The 15917-nt window shown below is 47.6% G+C and carries 12 protein-coding genes; 1 reads left to right on the top strand and 11 read right to left on the bottom strand.

Features of this window, described 5'->3' with window-relative positions; genetic code table 11:
• Positions 1–25: 25 nt before the first annotated feature.
• The 7 genes from KO537_RS09075 to fabB all read right to left on the bottom strand — a co-directional run bounded on the left by KO537_RS09075 (position 26) and on the right by fabB (position 10125).
• Positions 26–799, bottom strand: coding sequence for an SPOR domain-containing protein (locus KO537_RS09075; RefSeq protein ID WP_219234294.1), 774 nt, complete (start codon positions 797–799; stop codon positions 26–28).
• The gene (gene folC, locus KO537_RS09070) at positions 792–2063 is read right to left on the bottom strand and encodes a bifunctional tetrahydrofolate synthase/dihydrofolate synthase (RefSeq protein ID WP_173244056.1); all 1272 of its coding nucleotides are present in this window, start codon (positions 2061–2063) and stop codon (positions 792–794) included. Before folC ends, KO537_RS09075 begins: the two co-directional genes overlap by 8 nt.
• A 44-nt stretch (positions 2064–2107) precedes the next feature.
• On the bottom strand, positions 2108–2893 hold the full coding sequence (gene truA / locus KO537_RS09065) for a tRNA pseudouridine(38-40) synthase TruA (protein ID WP_028761033.1): 786 nt from the start codon (positions 2891–2893) through the stop codon (positions 2108–2110).
• A 102-nt stretch (positions 2894–2995) separates the two neighbouring features.
• Positions 2996–6427, bottom strand: a complete 3432-nt coding sequence (locus KO537_RS09060) for a FimV/HubP family polar landmark protein (RefSeq protein WP_219234293.1) — start codon at positions 6425–6427, stop codon at positions 2996–2998.
• Positions 6428–6604: 177 nt separating this feature from the next.
• Positions 6605–7621 (bottom strand): aspartate-semialdehyde dehydrogenase, encoded by a 1017-nt coding sequence (locus KO537_RS09055; RefSeq protein ID WP_028761035.1) that lies wholly within the window; start codon positions 7619–7621, stop codon positions 6605–6607.
• A gap of 2 nt (positions 7622–7623) precedes the next feature.
• Positions 7624–8754, bottom strand: coding sequence for a 4-phosphoerythronate dehydrogenase (locus tag KO537_RS09050; protein WP_173244050.1), 1131 nt, complete (start codon positions 8752–8754; stop codon positions 7624–7626).
• 159 nt (positions 8755–8913) lie between these two features.
• The gene (gene fabB / locus KO537_RS09045; RefSeq protein ID WP_168824238.1) at positions 8914–10125 is read right to left on the bottom strand and encodes a beta-ketoacyl-ACP synthase I; all 1212 of its coding nucleotides are present in this window, start codon (positions 10123–10125) and stop codon (positions 8914–8916) included.
• A gap of 138 nt (positions 10126–10263) precedes the next feature.
• On the opposite strand from fabB, the gene mnmC reads away from it, so the two are divergent.
• Positions 10264–12306: an FAD-dependent 5-carboxymethylaminomethyl-2-thiouridine(34) oxidoreductase MnmC gene (mnmC, locus tag KO537_RS09040; protein ID WP_219234292.1), complete on the top strand. Its 2043-nt coding sequence runs from the start codon at positions 10264–10266 to the stop codon at positions 12304–12306.
• Between the two features lie 96 nt (positions 12307–12402).
• On the opposite strand, the gene KO537_RS09035 is transcribed toward mnmC, so the two are convergent.
• Genes KO537_RS09035 through KO537_RS09020 form a run of 4 tightly spaced genes read right to left on the bottom strand, consistent with a single transcriptional unit; the run spans position 12403 to position 15869 of the window.
• Positions 12403–13176: an RNA methyltransferase gene (locus KO537_RS09035; RefSeq protein ID WP_219234291.1), complete on the bottom strand. Its 774-nt coding sequence runs from the start codon at positions 13174–13176 to the stop codon at positions 12403–12405.
• Positions 13166–13450 carry a YfcL family protein gene (locus KO537_RS09030; protein ID WP_011788898.1) on the bottom strand — a complete coding sequence of 95 codons (285 nt, stop codon included), beginning with the start codon at positions 13448–13450 and terminating at the stop codon, positions 13166–13168. The genes KO537_RS09035 and KO537_RS09030 overlap by 11 nt, the downstream gene beginning before the upstream one ends.
• Before the next feature lie 4 nt (positions 13451–13454).
• The gene (locus tag KO537_RS09025) at positions 13455–14633 is read right to left on the bottom strand and encodes an ATP-NAD kinase family protein (RefSeq protein WP_219234290.1); all 1179 of its coding nucleotides are present in this window, start codon (positions 14631–14633) and stop codon (positions 13455–13457) included.
• Between the two features lie 60 nt (positions 14634–14693).
• Positions 14694–15869, bottom strand: coding sequence for an MFS transporter (locus tag KO537_RS09020; protein ID WP_219234289.1), 1176 nt, complete (start codon positions 15867–15869; stop codon positions 14694–14696).
• Positions 15870–15917 lie beyond the last annotated feature (48 nt).

The following is a 15917-nucleotide window of genomic DNA, read 5'->3' as shown; positions in this document are numbered from 1 at the left end:
TTCAGTCTCGAGTGTTGTATCACCATTAAGATTCTAAGGGATTAAAAGGAACAATCCAGCCCTTGAGACGTGTAAGTTTTTCCACCTCAACTTGTACTTTCTTCAGCTTTGCCTCAGACACATCGGGTCCGACAAACACTTTAGTTAATACGCCATCTTTAGGGTTTTCAGGAATAGTGTACGCTTTAAAACCACTCTTACGCAGCTGTGCAACCAAAGCTTTAACATTCGTTGCGTTGTTAAAACTGCCAAGCTGCAAAGTAAAGCCACTTTTCAAGCTGTCACGGCTGACCACTTTAACGGCATCCTCTTTGGCTGCACTGGCTTTGGGCGTTTCTGCTTTAGGCTTTTCAGCCTTAGCCACAGTAGTCGCTTTAGCGTCCGCTTTTTTAGCCGGCTCAGTTTTTACAGTGGCTTTAGGCGGCTCTTTTTTAGCTTCAGGTTTCGTTTCAGGCTTAGGCTCTGCTTTTTTAACATCAGGCTTAACGTCTTTCTTAACATCTTGCTTTGCGACTTCGATTACTGGCGCAACGGCAGACTTTTCATTGTCAGCATTAACTGGCATTTCGGCTAGGGCGACCTCAGTCCCATTCAGCGCAGCAGCATCCTCGGCCGACAAGACTTCAAACATATCATCGTCGGCTTTTTGCTGCTCAATCACGGTCGGGCGCAAAGGAATTTCGGAAAACTGCTCTTCTTGGCGATCTTTTTTGCCATCCAAAATATCCGGCAAAAAAATTACCCCAAGCGCAACCAGCACCACAGTGCCGACTAAACGATTATGAAACTGGCTAGACAAAACTGACTTCCTGCATAAATTGAGACTTAAAACCTGCCACAGTGTAAAAGGAGCCAAACACAATTACCACATCATCTGGGTTAATTTGCGCTTTTAATGCAGACCAAGCCTCAGATATGTCCTCAAACTCAAATGCAGCAGCCTCAGTGGCTAATGTTTTGCGTAACATGGCCGAACTCGCGCCACGCTCTCCGTGCAGACTGACCAAATACCAAGTGTCGATCAGAGGGTTGATCACAGGCAACACACCTGCGATATCTTTATCCTTCAACATGCCGCAAAGGGCGAACACGCGCTTACCCACAACGATTGGCGCTAACTGTTGTACCAAAAACCGCGCCGCATGGGGATTATGGGCAACATCGAGTAACACTAACGGTTGCTCACTCACCCGCTCTAATCGACCCGTTAACCGAGCCGTGCTAATACCCTCAGCAATAATTGAAGGCGTGATATCCGGCCAGCCCTGTTCAATCACTGCCAATACAGTCGCCGCATTAGGTAATGGCAAAGTTGGTAACGCTAAATCGTGCAGTTTGAGCACTTGACCTTGAAAATCCCACAGATTGCCATGGGCTTGATAACTGAATTCATTACCGACACGATACAAGATGGCGCCAACCTCATTGGCGACATCATTGACAGTGTGTGGCAAGTTGGGTTCACCGACAATGGCAGGTTTACCACGGCGGAAAATGCCCGCCTTTTCACGGCCCACAAGCTCACGGGTATTACCGAGATAACTTTCATGGTCTAAATCGACCGACGTCAGTACGCTAATGTCGGCATCGATAATATTGGTGGCATCTAAGCGTCCACCTAAACCGACTTCTAAGATAACCACGTCAAGCTTAGCGGCTTTAAAGAGTATCAAGCCTGCAAGCGTAGCGTATTCAAAAAATGTCAGAGAAATATCGCCGCGCGCGGCTTCAATTTGCTCAAATGCCGTAACAAAATCGCTATCACTGACATCGCTACCATTGATACGCACTCGCTCGTTGTACTTCAGCATGTGTGGCGAACTGTATACGCCCACCGTCAAACCCGATAAGCGCAGAATATTTTCGAGCATGGCGCAGGTGGTACCTTTGCCGTTCGTCCCCGCCACTGTCACTATCTTGGTTGGACCTAAATCCAAAAGACCAAGGGTTTGCGCGACCTTAGAGACACGGGTTAACCCCATATCGATTTCGGTTGGATGTATAGATAGCAAATAATCCAACCACTGTTCCAATGCTGCATTTGACGCTGGTACTGTAAGCATGTCCGTATATCCTCGTATTCGATTATCTCTCAAATAAGATCTTTTCAATCCAACATGAATAATGGCCCAAGGGCGAGCTTAGGTAATTGATATTGTTCTGGATAAGTCACATCAACTAAATAGAGTCCATGGGGTTTAGCCGTTGCTGCGGCTTGGTTTCTGTCTTTTAACGCGAGCAAATCGCCCATCCAAGTCAGTGGCTGATTACCTAGACCGATTTCTAACAATGAACCGACAATATTGCGCACCATGTGATGCAAGAAAGCATTCGCGGCGATATCAACAATCACATACATACCTTGGCGCGTGACATTAACGCAATGCACATTACGAAACGGTGTTTTCGACTGACACTGAACAGCGCGAAAGCTAGTAAAATCCTGCTCACCTAAGAGTGCCTGTGCCGCTTGGTGCATTTTGTCAGCATCGATATTGCCGTGATAATGGCTTACACCATGGCGTAAAATCCCAGGGCGAAAAGTGTGATTATAAATCACATAGCGGTAGCGTCTGGCGGTGGCCGAAAAGCGCGCATGGAAACTGTCGTCGACTTCTTTGACCCAACGTACGGCAATATTGTCGGGCAAATTAGCATTAACCCCTAAGGTCCATGCGCCTTCATTACGAATGGCATTGGTTTCAAAATGGACCACTTGGCCTGTGGCATGCACGCCCGCATCGGTACGGCCAGCGCAGAAGACGCCGATAGGCTCATTAGCCACTATCGATAACGCCCGTTCTAATTGCCCTTGTACTGAATCGACTTCGGCCTGACGTTGCCAGCCAAAATAACCATTACCGTCATATTCAATACCTAATGCAATCCGCATCCACTTATCCTCACAATTGATTTAGCGGCGCATTTTATCACAGCAGCCCATAAAAAAAACGGCGCTGAAGGCGCCGTTAGATTGAAACACTCTCAACCGGGATTAACTAATCTCTTTGAGCAAACGTCCAGCTTCATCCTGCTGGCGCTCGTTACCGTCAATTTGCACTTCTTTGAGCAGGGCTTTCGCACTGTCGCTGTCGTCAATTTCGATATAAGCACGCGCTAAATCCAGCTTAGCGTTGACTGAGTTTTCTTCATCATCAACATCGATCATCGCGGCATCACCGATTAAGGCACCGACATCACTCATCTCAACGTCAACTTCCGAATACAAATCGGTATCTGCGCCCTCTTCATCGGCATCATTCAGCAACTTGTCGATGTCGATAAAACCGTTTTCATTTTGAAAACTGGTTAAATCATGGTCAGGAACAAACTTTTTCTGCGCTTTTCGTGACTCCTGGGCATCGAGTGCAGCCAAGGCTTCATCGACGGTAAGATTATGATCATCGACCAGAGAGAAACTGTCTTCCGACGTCAACACATCTTCATCGTCATAATCTGTATTGGCTGTAAAAGCGGCGAGCACATTATCGTCACTTAAGTCGAGCCCTTGCTCAAGGTCCAAATCATCCGCGTCTTCTTTGATATCAAGTTTAAAATCTTCATTAAAATCAATATCGTTACGCGTAGCCTTAATGGGCTTCTCTTGAGAAGCATAATCGAGCGCTGTGGCATCTTTGTTAGGCTCAACATCATTAGCCGTTACATCTGCTTGCGTTGCCGCAGGCTTAGCCTTAGGCGCAAAATCTAGCTCTGAGTCCCAATCGAGCACATGGGGATCTTTGCTCTTATTGGCTTTTAAATCATTAAAGAAAGAAGATTCTTTTTCTTTAACACTGGCCGCGGCTGCAGCAGCGGCCAAAGTGACTGCGGCCGTCGCTAATACATCAGCGTCGTTATCGTCACTCAATTCCTCGACTAATGTAAAAGTATCATCGGTGCCGTCGATAGAGTGAGCCGCACCTATGCCTTTAAGTAAATTATCTTCGTCAACTGAATTGTCTTCTGAATCGAGTTGCGCCGTTTCCATATCAAAGTCGAATTCATCTTCATCGGCATCCAATTGCTCCGGCACATCAAACTCAGCTAAGAGTGCATCTAAATCATCATCACCTGACGCTTCACCTTTTATGTCTTCCGGTAACGAAGCTTCTAATTCTGCGGCAATTTCTGCACTGATATCATCATCTTCTGTATCGACTTTGAGTTCAGGCTCAGCATCAAAACTCGCTAGTAGTAAATCAATATCATCGGATTCTTCTACGCCTAATTCATTAAGCTCATCGTCTAACTCAGCGGCAATTTCAGCACGAATATCGGGCTCGACTTCAGGTTCAGCCGCTGGTGTCGGTTTATCAAAATCCGCTAACAGAGCATCAATATCATCGGTATCTTCCACACCCAGTTCATCAAGCTCAGCGTCTAACTCTGCGGCAATTTCAGCGCCGAGGTCGGGTTCAACTTCGGGTTCTGCTGGTTTATCGAAATCGGCTAACAGGGCATCAATGTCGTCGGTATCTTCTACGCCCAGTTCATTAAGCTCAGCGTCTAGCTCTGCGGCAATTTCAGCGCCGAGATCAGGTTCAACTTCAGGTTCTACAGGTTTATCGAAATCGGCTAACAGGGCATCGATGTCATCGGTGTCTTCTACGCCCAGTTCATTAAGCTCCGCATCTAGTTCAGCAGCAATTTCAGCGCCAAGATCAGGTTCGACTTCAGGTTCAGCGGCTGGCGTTGGTTTATCGAAATCAGCCAATAAGGCATCGATATCATCAACGTCTTCTCCGCTAAGTTCATCATCTAGCTCATCACCGAGGTCTGCGGCTATGGCAGCACTGAGATCTTCATCATCAGACGCAACAACTTCTGGCGCTTGTGCAGTCTCAATATCTTCAGCAGGAACGCTAAACTCGGCAAGTAATGCATCAAGATCATCGTCATCCGCGATGGCTTCATCGGCAGGTTTAGTGTCTGCGACTTCAACATCATTCAGCTTAGAAGTAATATCATTACTGTCATCTTCTTGAGCTAAATCGCTCGCAAAGTTACGCTCTAATTCACTTAAATCCTCTTCGGCTTCGGTGCTGTCTTCAGAAGTGCTGTCGTCAGAACCTAGGCCAGCTAATAGTGCATCAAGATCGGCTTCCTCAAGAATATTGCCAGATTTGGGTTTCTCCTCAACAATATCCTCTTCCTGATCGCCCATAGCTTCTGCCCACAGGTCATCAAGAGATTGCCCTTCGTCTTCAACCTCAGGTTCGGCAGAGATCCCCGGATCGACAAACATTTCAGAAGCCATATCCATCTGATCGTGGGAGTCAGTCAAATCTTGCTCAGGTTGTAAATCGACACTGCCCATATCAAGAAGACTATCGATGGAGTCCGCATGGTCAGAATCTAAATGGACCGCCATATCGTCTAAATCGTCATCATCCATATCCATGATGGCGGTACCCGCAATCCCAGCGGCACCGGCGGCCATAACCGCTTCTTGTGTCTGCATTTCACGACGTTCTTTATTGCGTTTACGGCGCAGGAACCAGAACACAGCAAGCAGTAAGAACAAGGCAGGGATCACAGCCGCGGCAATCAATAACACAGGACTGTTAAGGATATTGCGCCACAAGTCATCGGGCTCAATAGGTGCCTCTGCCTCTACTTCAGCTTCAACAGCTGTCGTCTCTGGCACTTGCGCAGCTTCAACTTCGGCTTTCAAGGCTTGGTTTTGTAGTTTGCTGGCTTGAAGTGTTTCTTCCAGCACCGCAATCCGTTGATTTAATTCTTCAACTTTAACTTTTAGCGCTTCAACATCTGAAGTGCGCACTGAGAGTTGATCTTGCGTGCGGGCTAATTCATCGGTTAATGACAGATTTTTGCTTTCTGCCGCTTCTAACCGCGCCGTCACATCTGAACTCAGCATCTTGGGCTTTTCTGGAACAGGTGTTTCAGCAACCGCTTTAGGTGGTGTCACTTTCGTTTCAACAATCACCGCAGGAGCCGTGACTGGCGCTTTAGCTGTCGTCACCTTAGCTGGCGGTTTAGATGTTGCTTTCGCCGGAGCCCTAGATTGTCTATCACTTTGCTCTGCTCTGGCTATCGCCATACGATTGGGGATCGACAGCATGACTTCTTTAGACGGAATGAGCAGGATCATACCGCGTTCTAAACTGTTATAACTGGCAGAGTTAAACGCATGAGGATTAGCATCGTATAAGGCGGCCATCACCTGATAGACGCTAACACTGGCATCAGGACGGACTTTTTGCGCTATGCTCCAAAAAGTGTCTTTCGATGTCGTTGGACCATATTGATGGTTAACTTGACGGATCTGTCCGTCTGGCCCCATGATTTTTAAGGGTTTTAATCTTGGTGTATCTGCAGCAACGGCGGGATCAATAAAATAAGCGGTAGAAGAAACAGCTAAAACAGTGGCCATTAGACCCACAAGATACGAAGTGCGAAATTTCATCAATCCTTCCCTTTGAAGCGCTATAAAGTTATCTCACTGATAACAGGCTTTAGGCAATTGTATTTATTGAGATTACTATAAACCAGAAATCCCCGCCCTGCTACTGTTCACAATTGTAAAACAAAAAAAGCCTGCTGACAGCAGGCTTTTCAATGGGCATCAAATGCAATCTAATGCTTAGTAATAATCTCTCACTAAGATCTCGGCAATTTGCACACTGTTCAAGGCTGCGCCTTTACGAATATTGTCTGACACAACCCACAAGTTAATCCCGTGAGAATGAGAAATATCCTTACGAATGCGACCCACATAAACCGGATCGGTTCCTGCGGCATCTGTCACTGCTGTTGGATAATCCTCATCGGATTCAAACAATACCACTCCTTCGGCATTACGCAGTAAAGCTTTAACGTCTTCGGCATCAACAGGCTGACGAGTTTCGATATTAATGGCTTCTGAGTGACCATAAAATACAGGGACACGTACGGCAGTCGCATTCACTAAAATCTCATCGTCACCGAAAATCTTCTGGGTTTCCCAGACCATTTTCATTTCTTCTTTGGTATAGCCGTTATCCATAAATTTATCGATTTGTGGCAATACGTTAAAAGCAATTTGTTTTGGATAGACTTCAGCATCAGCAGGTAAACCTTGCAGTAATTTAGTGCACTGATGCGCTAATTCTTCAATGGCTTTTTTACCTGTGCCCGATACTGACTGGTACGTTGCCACATTAATGCGGCTGATACCATAGGCATCATAAATAGGCTTAAGTGCCACCAGCATTTGAATCGTTGAGCAATTTGGGTTAGCAATGATATTGCGATTGCGGAAATCAGCGATAGCATGCGGATTCACTTCAGGTACAACCAAAGGAATATCGATGTCGTATCTAAAGTGAGAGGTGTTATCAATCACAACACAGCCTGCTTCAGCGGCAATCGGTGCCCATTTGGCGGAAACATCACCACCTGCAGAGAAGAAACCAATTTGAGCTTGGGTCCAATCGAAGGTTTCTACGTCGAGAATGGTAATTTGTTTGCCATGAAAGCTGACCGTTTCACCGGCGCTGCGGCTACTGGCTAAAGGGTACAAATTGGCAACCGGGAAATTACGCTCTTCGAGGATCTCTATCATAGTTTGACCCACTGCGCCCGATGCACCTAAAACGACAACATTAAATTCCTGTGACATAGCTACTGACCGACTCCTGAAAAACCTAAATTGGACAACCAATCTACCTCAGATTGACCGTCATAAGCCAGCGCCAATGCACTAAATTCGCGTCTATGTTGGTGATTTTTTCTCATAGTGTCGAAGCCATTCTCATTTAAGAATGTATTTCTGAACATCTTGTCATCATCGCGCAAATCATAGACAAAACGCGCGAGCTGTAATAACGCTTTTTCATTCGGCGCAGTCGCAAGTTCGACCGCCTTAATGTTAAAGCTTGGCAAGAGATCCAGCAGAATTTTATCGGCAGTAATATTAAGTAACTGACACAGCTTTTGATAGAGCATAAAAGTGCCGCGCGCCTTACCTTCTAAGCTGTAACCTGCAATATGCGGGGTGGCAAATTCAGCCAGTGGTACGAGTTCAGGCATCGGTGTTGGCTCGCCTTCCCACACATCGAGCACTAATTTAAGATCATCACGCTGGCGTTTAACTCTGACAAGTGCTTTGTTATCTATCACATCACCACGACAGCAATTCACTAACCAAGTATTGGGTTTGAGCGCCTTTAAGCGCGCCTCATCGAATAAATGTTTGGTTTTATGCTCGCCCGTTCGCGTGATTGGCACATGTAAACTGATGATATCGGCCTGCGCCATGATGGTTTCTAAGCTCACAAAACTGCGCGGATCGCCCTGTTTCTCTTTGATGGGATCATTAAGCAACACGCTAATACCGTAGGCTTGCAAACATTTTGCTGTTGCAGTACCGGTATTGCCCGCGCCCACTATGCCGACGACCTTGCCCTTAAGCGGCGAATCAAACCGCTGTGCTAGCTCCAGCATAGCGATAAAAGCAAATTCCCCAACCGCAGTCGCATTGCAACCTGGCGCATTAGAGAAGGGGATATTACGCTCGGCAAGGTAGGCTAAATCCACATGATCTGTGCCTATAGTGGCACTGCCGACAAACTTCAGTTGATGATTGTCCGAGAGCAACTCGGCATTCACTTTGGTGACTGAGCGCACTAATAACACATCGGCATCGCGCACTTGCGCTGCGGTTAACGTGCGGCCATTAACAGGAATAATTTCCCCGAGATCGCCAAATAGCGGTTCAACATAGGGCATATTTTCATCGACTAAAATCTTCATGGGCACCTGATCTAAAAAAGTGGGAATGGAAGGCATCAAGATGCTCGGTATTCTAACAAGACTAATGGGATAAATCCTTGTCGATGCAACAGGTTTACAAAAAACGCCCATAAAAAAGGGAAGCCTAAGCTTCCCTTCTATCGTGTTTGATAAACAAACTTATTTGAATTTGCGCATCACTAGCGTGGCGTTTGTACCGCCAAAACCAAAGCTGTTACTCATGACTGTAGTCAGCTCAGCATCACGATACTCACGCACGATAGGCATATCTTTCGCCGCTTCGTCCAGATTTTCGATATTGATGCTTGGGGCAATAAAGCTGTTTTCCATCATGATTAAGCTGTAAATCGCTTCATGTACGCCTGCGGCGCCTAATGCATGACCTGTCATAGACTTAGTCGATGCAATCGGTGGGCACTTGTCTTTGAAAACTTCACGTAGCGCTTCTAATTCACGCACGTCGCCTACTGGCGTTGAAGTGCCGTGAGTATTGATGTAATCGATTGGGGTATCGACATCCATCATCGCCATTTGCATACAACGCACAGCGCCTTCACCCGATGGCGCCACCATGTCATAACCGTCTGAAGACGCGCCATAACCAATCACTTCAGCGTAAATTTTTGCGCCGCGAGCCAGAGCATGCTCTAACTCTTCAACCACTAAAATACCGCCGCCGCCAGAGATAACAAAACCATCACGGTCTGCATCATAGGTACGAGAGGCTTTTTCGGGTGTGGCATTGTACTTGGTTGACAGTGCGCCCATAGCGTCGAAGCCCATGGTCAGTGTCCAATCCACTTCTTCAGCACCACCGGCAAACACCATGTCTTGCTTACCCATTTGGATAAGTTCAACGGCATGACCAATACAATGGGCGCTGGTAGCACAGGCTGAACTGATAGAATAATTCATGCCTTTAATTTTAAATGGCGTGGCTAAACAAGCGCTGGCCGTGCTCGACATGATGCGAGGCACAATATACGGACCTACGCGTTTAACGCCTTTTTCACGCAATGTATCGGCAGATTGTACTTGGTTAGACGATGATGCGCCGCCTGTACCCACAATCAAACCTACGCGCGGATCTGAATACTGTTCTTCAGTTAAATTGGCATCGGCAACCGCTTCTTGCATAGCAATGTAGGCATAAGCTGCCGCATCACCCATAAAACGCAATGCCTTACGATCGATATGCTCAGCAGGGTTTAACTTGATGTCACCCCATACATGGCTACGTAATTGCATCTCTTCAAACTGAGCTGAATGCGTAATACCACTGCGGCCCGCTTTCAGTGACTCGGTCACTTCTTGCTTGTTATTACCGATACTTGAAACAACACCCATTCCGGTGATCACGACTCTTTTCATTTTATTGCTATCCATTGTGTACATGTCAGTACCTACTTTTCGCTGAGCCAATAGTATCTGTTTTGACTCAATTAAGTGGTCAGCTTTCCATAAAGGCGAGTAAAATAATGCCAATTATGAGACCGAGAGTAAATTTCTTTGACTGCAGAGCCCAATAAACCTTGCCAAATTAAGCGCGATTACCCGCAATTAATCAACCTTTATCCCGCAACAGCTCACACTGATGCACACTATCTCAGCAAGTTGAGCATTTATCAGCAGCGGGTATTTGAGGCTCATTCACAGCAAAAACTCTTAGTATTAGGGCAAATAGGTTTAGGCAACGGGCTTGAACTCTTATCTTGGTGGCGCACTCAGACAAATCCTAACCAACGATTACTCCTTAACGTATTCGAACCCAATCCGATTAATGCGTACGAACTTAAATTACTTTGGGATCAATCCGCCTGTTTAACCAAAGTGCCTGAACTTGAGCCACTTGCCCAACGCTTACTTCATACAGAGCCGACGGCTATTATAGGTTGCCAGAGATTAATTTTTGATGACGGTCGTATCACAATCGACCTGCACTTTGGTGATATTCAATCCCAGCTCTGTTCACTCATCCATTCTCCGCTTCACCCCGTTCAGCACTGGCTGGTATTGCCCCATCTACAAAATGGGTTAAATCAGCAGATCCATTGGCAGATGGCAAAACTCAGTGACGATGGCGCCACTGTGGCAACTATTGGATTAAACGAATCAAGCGGATTAAGCGAAACTCCTGTGAGCCGTTTCCAAGCCTGCGGCTTTGAGGAGAGGGATTTTACCTGCGCTGCAATACAGACAAACCATCAGCCTGATGCCATTTTGTTACACGAGCGCCACGTCTTACGCCAGCAAGATGCTAAAGCCTATGCCTTTAATCCTATGGCTGCAATCTTACCCTCGGACGGGCCCAGCTCGATTGCCATCATAGGCGGCGGGTTAGCCTCGGCGCATTTGGCACTGTCTTTGGCGGAACGCGGCCAAAGTACGCAGCTCTTTTGTAAAGATGCCAAGCTTGGCCAAGGCGCCTCGGGCAATCGCCAAGGGGCGATTTATCCGCTGCTGACACCGGAAAATGATGAATTAAGCCGCTTCTTCCAGCAAGCATTTTTATTTAGCCGCCGTCGAGTACAAGCGCTGACATCTGCCCCCGCCCCAAATCAAACGCCGATTTCCCATGACTTTTGCGGGGTATTGCAAACCGCCCACGATGAACGCAGCCAATTACGACTCGATAAAATTATTCAAAGCCAGAACTGGCCAAGTGAAATTGCCTATCGAGTCGATGCGCAGCAGGCTAATTCTCTTGCGAACATTAATATTGACAAATCAGGCTTTTTCTATCCGCTGGCTGGCTGGGTTTGTCCCTACGAATATGCCGAAGCCGCAATACAAAAAGCGCAGCAGCTTACCGAGGTCAAACTCCATTTGGAGACTGAGATCCTTGAAATTGAGCATCAAAGTGAAGGTTGGTATTTAATCACCGCTAAGCATCGCTTTGGCCCCTTTGCGCAAGTTGTGCTCGCCAATGGCGCAGCGCTCACGCAATTTGATGCCAGCAACAAATTACAAATTAGCCCTTTTCGCGGCCAAGTCAGCCATGTACCCGCTCAATTTCAATTGAGTCAGCTCGCGACTGTGCTGTGCGCCAACGGTTATTTAACCCCGAGTCACGAAGGACTCCACTGCCTTGGCGCGAGTTACGTTAAAGAACCTAAGCATCTAGATTTTTGCCCGCAGGAGCAACAAGAAAACCTCGCCAAAATGCACGAGAGTTATCCCAATCAGCCTTGGCTTGAAGATATCGACATGAGTGGCAACAATGCCCGTGTTGGCGTGCGTATGGTCACGCGGGATCATTTCCCTATGATGGGCTGCGCGCCCGATGTGCCAAAAATTATTAAAGATTATGCGCAACATCAACTCACGAAAGAAAGTCGCCACTACTGGCAAACCACGCCAGCGCCGGTGCACGAAGGGTTGTATATTCTCGGCGGGTTAGGCTCACGGGGGTTAAGTTCTGGGCCATTGGCCGCCGAATGTCTCGCGGCGCAGCTTTGCGGCGAGCCAATACCACTTGATAAAGCGACTCTGTGTAAACTCAACCCTAATCGTATGTGGCTGCGAAAATTGCTCAAGGGCAAAGCGCTCTAGGCAATCAATCGCTAGAAAAATAACGTTTTTGAGCGCTATAAAAAAGGGATTAAGCCATGGCTTAATCCCTTTTTAAAAATGTTATTTTTAAACCAATTAAGCTGCTGTGATGGCTATCGCGTTATCAATGCTGCTAGGTTCAAGGCTGCTAGACCCGACACTACTGGATTCAACATGTCGAGGTTTTCGCGGCGCTCTGGCCACTTTCACCCGAGTACGATTGTTGTTATCACGACTCTGACGGATGAGTGCATCGCCGCTTAAGTTCGAAGGTAGACCAGATGCTAGGCTCGATGTCAGGCTTGCAGCCTCACGGTGGGATTTAGCCAATCTGTCGTATAGCAACACATTGACCGATGCGGCAAGATTCATACACCCGACCGTAGGCACATACACTACGGCATCGGCTTTATCGATAATCTCTTGGCCTATGGTTCCATCTTCAGGACCAAACACATAAAAGGCTTTTGCGGGATGGACAAAATCCGGCAGCGGCGTTGCGCCAACCACCAAATCGACACAGATAAGCTGAGTGTCCGCCGGAATCGCGGCTAACAATGAAGTGACGCCCGTGAGCGGAATGCGCTCTCCAGCATCTTTAGTATCAACATGGTATTGCACTGCGCCCGAACGCGCGGCTAACTCGTAGCGCCTGCCGGTATAAAAGACGCCATCGACGCCATAGCAACCCGATGCGCGCATAATGCCACCGACGTTAACGGGCGTTTTAGGATTCACTAAACCGATAAATACCGCGCTGGCATCGAGCGTTTGCTCACAGGCTAATTCAGCACTCGGCATTTCTACACTCGTTACTTCGGTATTAGTCACGTGCTCGTTGTCAGTCATCGGCTGGGAGCTAGGCAACATCCAATTCGCCTATAATCTTTGCCTGCAGCTGTGCCCATGCCTGTTCAACCAAGGCATAATCGGCATCGTTTAATTCTTGGCGCGCGAGTGCTAGACAGTCGGTCATTTTTAGCATTAACGCATCAAGATCCGTTTCACCCTGCGCTTCCAATTGGGACAACACTACGGCAACATGGCCCTGTAAATAGCCACAGGCAAATAAAGCATCGTCATCACCATGGCTAACAACGCTGGCGATCCACTGTTCTAATGCGTCTTCGTAATGCTCTAACATGGGTCTAACTCTCCATTAATACTGGATTGGCCGACACATCTGCTGCGACCAATAAATCTGGATTGGCCACCTGATACATGACGTAATCATGGTAGCCCGTCGTCACTTTGTAATAGCCGCCAAGCTCGCTATCTAATTTAGGGTCGCCACTATCCACAATTAGTGGTCGTCCATCAAGTGCTTTTAGCTTAGTTTTTGTGGCAAGGATAATAATATTGTCTTTTCCGATGCGCCGAATGAGCTCGGGCGACAATTGTTGATTACCGCGCCCTAAGATATGGCCTTGACCGCCAATCAGAGTGATCACCAACTTAGTCGGCTTATCTTGGGTCAGTTCGAGTAATTTGTTCGCGGTTAAGTCACTGCCGACTAAACTTTTATTTTGAATAAGATCAACACCGAGCAGGGTATTATCGAGGCCTAACTCTTCCATCACAAAGGCAACCGTACTGCCAGAGCCCATGATGTACAGTTCATCTTCCATTTGATTGATCACATCGGCGGCGATATCGGCCAGCACGAGTTCATCGACTTCCTTGCCGCCCATCTTCACCGCTTGCACATAACGCGGCTCGGCGGGCACTAAGAGCTCACCAAAGCGTTTAGCGCGCACTGTGCCTTGGCGAAAAGCCACTTCGTCAATATCCATCACATCGGCGGACATCAAACTGACAAGTTCGCCATCGAGTAACATCTTGACCACCATGCCAGACGCATGGGGCGTAATACCGTAAACGCCGGAATGAATTTTCACCCCAGCAGGCACGCCGAGCACAGGGAGTTTGTCGTCGATAGTGGCTTGTTCAAATACAGAGTAAACATCGCGGGCCGTACCATCACCACCAGCAAAAAGCAGTAAATCCAGCGGTTCATCCAGCAGCGCACGCACAACGGCCTGCGTATCCAGCGCCTGAGTTTTATCCGGAGTTTGATACACCACTCGCGTGGTAAAACCGAGTGTTTTAGCGGCGTCTTCACCCATGATGTCTGAAGCGGTAATGACTTCAATGCCATCACTATAATCACGGATAACATCGAGGGCCTGCATCATACGCAAGGCGGCTTTGGGTTCAGCGCCTAAGGCGAGCGCTTCTTGCGCAACGCCATCGCTGCCCTTAAGGCCAACACTGCCACCTAAGCCAGCTAATGGATTGATAACTAACCCTAAACGAAACCGAATCACCTTTACCTCACTTAACGCAATACTTTGATTTTTTTTATATTTTTATCTTAATGGATATGACTAGGCCGTATGGGCTGCAACACTCGGTTTATCCTTAGGGATAAAGAATACCGCCAGCATAGCGGCAAAGGCGCATACTGCGGCAAATACCCAAGACCAAACAGCCCCGCTACCATCGCCCCAAATAAAGCCACAAATCCAAGTACCGAGCGCGCCGCCAACCCCAAAACTTAAACTGGCGTATAGGGCTTGACCTTGGCTTCTGTGACTCGCATCGAAATGTTTATGCACAAATTGAATCGATGCGGCGTGGGTTAAACCAAAGGTAAAGGCATGTAATAATTGGCTAAAACCAAGCCACAACACACTATCTACCCCGAAGGCAACCAATAACCAACGTAGGCAAGTCATGCCGATACTGACAATCAATAAGGTATTCACACCATAGCGACCCAGTAAACGCGGCGCGAACATAAACATCACGATTTCGGCCATAGCGCCAAGGGCGACAAATATGCCCGCCGAGGATTCGGAGTAACCCGCTTGCTTTAAATATAAAACGAAGAAGCCGTAGAAAGGTCCCGCGCTCATTTGCAGCAACATCGCCGAGACTAAGAACCAAATAATCGCCCGATTCCATTGCAATGGCGGCCGCACTTGGCTGGTGTCGCGCACTAAACGATTTGCTGGTAGTGGCAACGCACAGGCTAACATGCCGATAAATAATGACAAACCGATATAAGGCAACACCTCAGTGCCCCACTGACCAATGGCAAAGCCCGCACCGACAACAAGACAGATATAACCGACACTGCCCCAACTGCGAATTTGACCGTAGCGGCTGGCATTCTCGCCTAAGGTTTCTAAGGTGATCACTTCAAGCTGGGCGAGGATCGCATTCCAAAAGAAAGTATAGAGGGCCAAACTCAGCGCCATATACACAAAACCACCATGGTAGAAGAAACTCAAATACGCCAGCGCGGCGGCTCCCGCGCCCATTTTGATCAGCTCGGCGCGCATCCCTGTTCGGTCAGCCACTTTAGCCCACACATTCGGCGCAACGATGCGCGTCGCCATCAGGATGGCGAGTAAAAAGCCAATTTCTTGAGGATTAAAACCGCGATTTTCGAAGAAGACCCCAAGATAAGGGATCATAGTGCCGAGAATAGAAAAGAAGAAAAAATAGCAGGCACAAAGCCAGCGCAATTGCCGGCTTGTGCTAGAAGAAGTTGACATTAACGCATTCCATTTATCTCATGCCACTCATTGTATCGTTATCGCATA

Source organism: Shewanella sp. NKUCC01_JLK (assembly GCF_019345615.1).
Lineage (GTDB): Bacteria > Pseudomonadota > Gammaproteobacteria > Enterobacterales > Shewanellaceae > Shewanella > Shewanella oncorhynchi.
The sequence above is the reverse complement of the archived record's forward strand: the minus strand, read 5'-3'. Positions and strand labels throughout refer to the sequence as shown.

Excerpts from the sequence above, each read along its gene's own strand:
- folC (WP_173244056.1), bottom strand. The coding sequence starts at position 2,063 with ATGCTTACAGTACCAGCGTCAAATGCAGCATTGGAACAGTGGTTGGAT.
- truA (WP_028761033.1), bottom strand. The coding sequence starts at position 2,893 with ATGCGGATTGCATTAGGTATTGAATATGACGGTAATGGTTATTTTGGC.
- KO537_RS09060 (WP_219234293.1), bottom strand. The coding sequence starts at position 6,427 with ATGAAATTTCGCACTTCGTATCTTGTGGGTCTAATGGCCACTGTTTTA.
- KO537_RS09055 (WP_028761035.1), bottom strand. The coding sequence starts at position 7,621 with ATGTCACAGGAATTTAATGTTGTCGTTTTAGGTGCATCGGGCGCAGTG.
- KO537_RS09050 (WP_173244050.1), bottom strand. The coding sequence starts at position 8,754 with ATGAAGATTTTAGTCGATGAAAATATGCCCTATGTTGAACCGCTATTT.
- fabB (WP_168824238.1), bottom strand. The coding sequence starts at position 10,125 with ATGAAAAGAGTCGTGATCACCGGAATGGGTGTTGTTTCAAGTATCGGT.
- KO537_RS09035 (WP_219234291.1), bottom strand. The coding sequence starts at position 13,176 with ATGTTGCCTAGCTCCCAGCCGATGACTGACAACGAGCACGTGACTAAT.
- KO537_RS09030 (WP_011788898.1), bottom strand. The coding sequence starts at position 13,450 with ATGTTAGAGCATTACGAAGACGCATTAGAACAGTGGATCGCCAGCGTT.
- KO537_RS09020 (WP_219234289.1), bottom strand. The coding sequence starts at position 15,869 with ATGTCAACTTCTTCTAGCACAAGCCGGCAATTGCGCTGGCTTTGTGCC.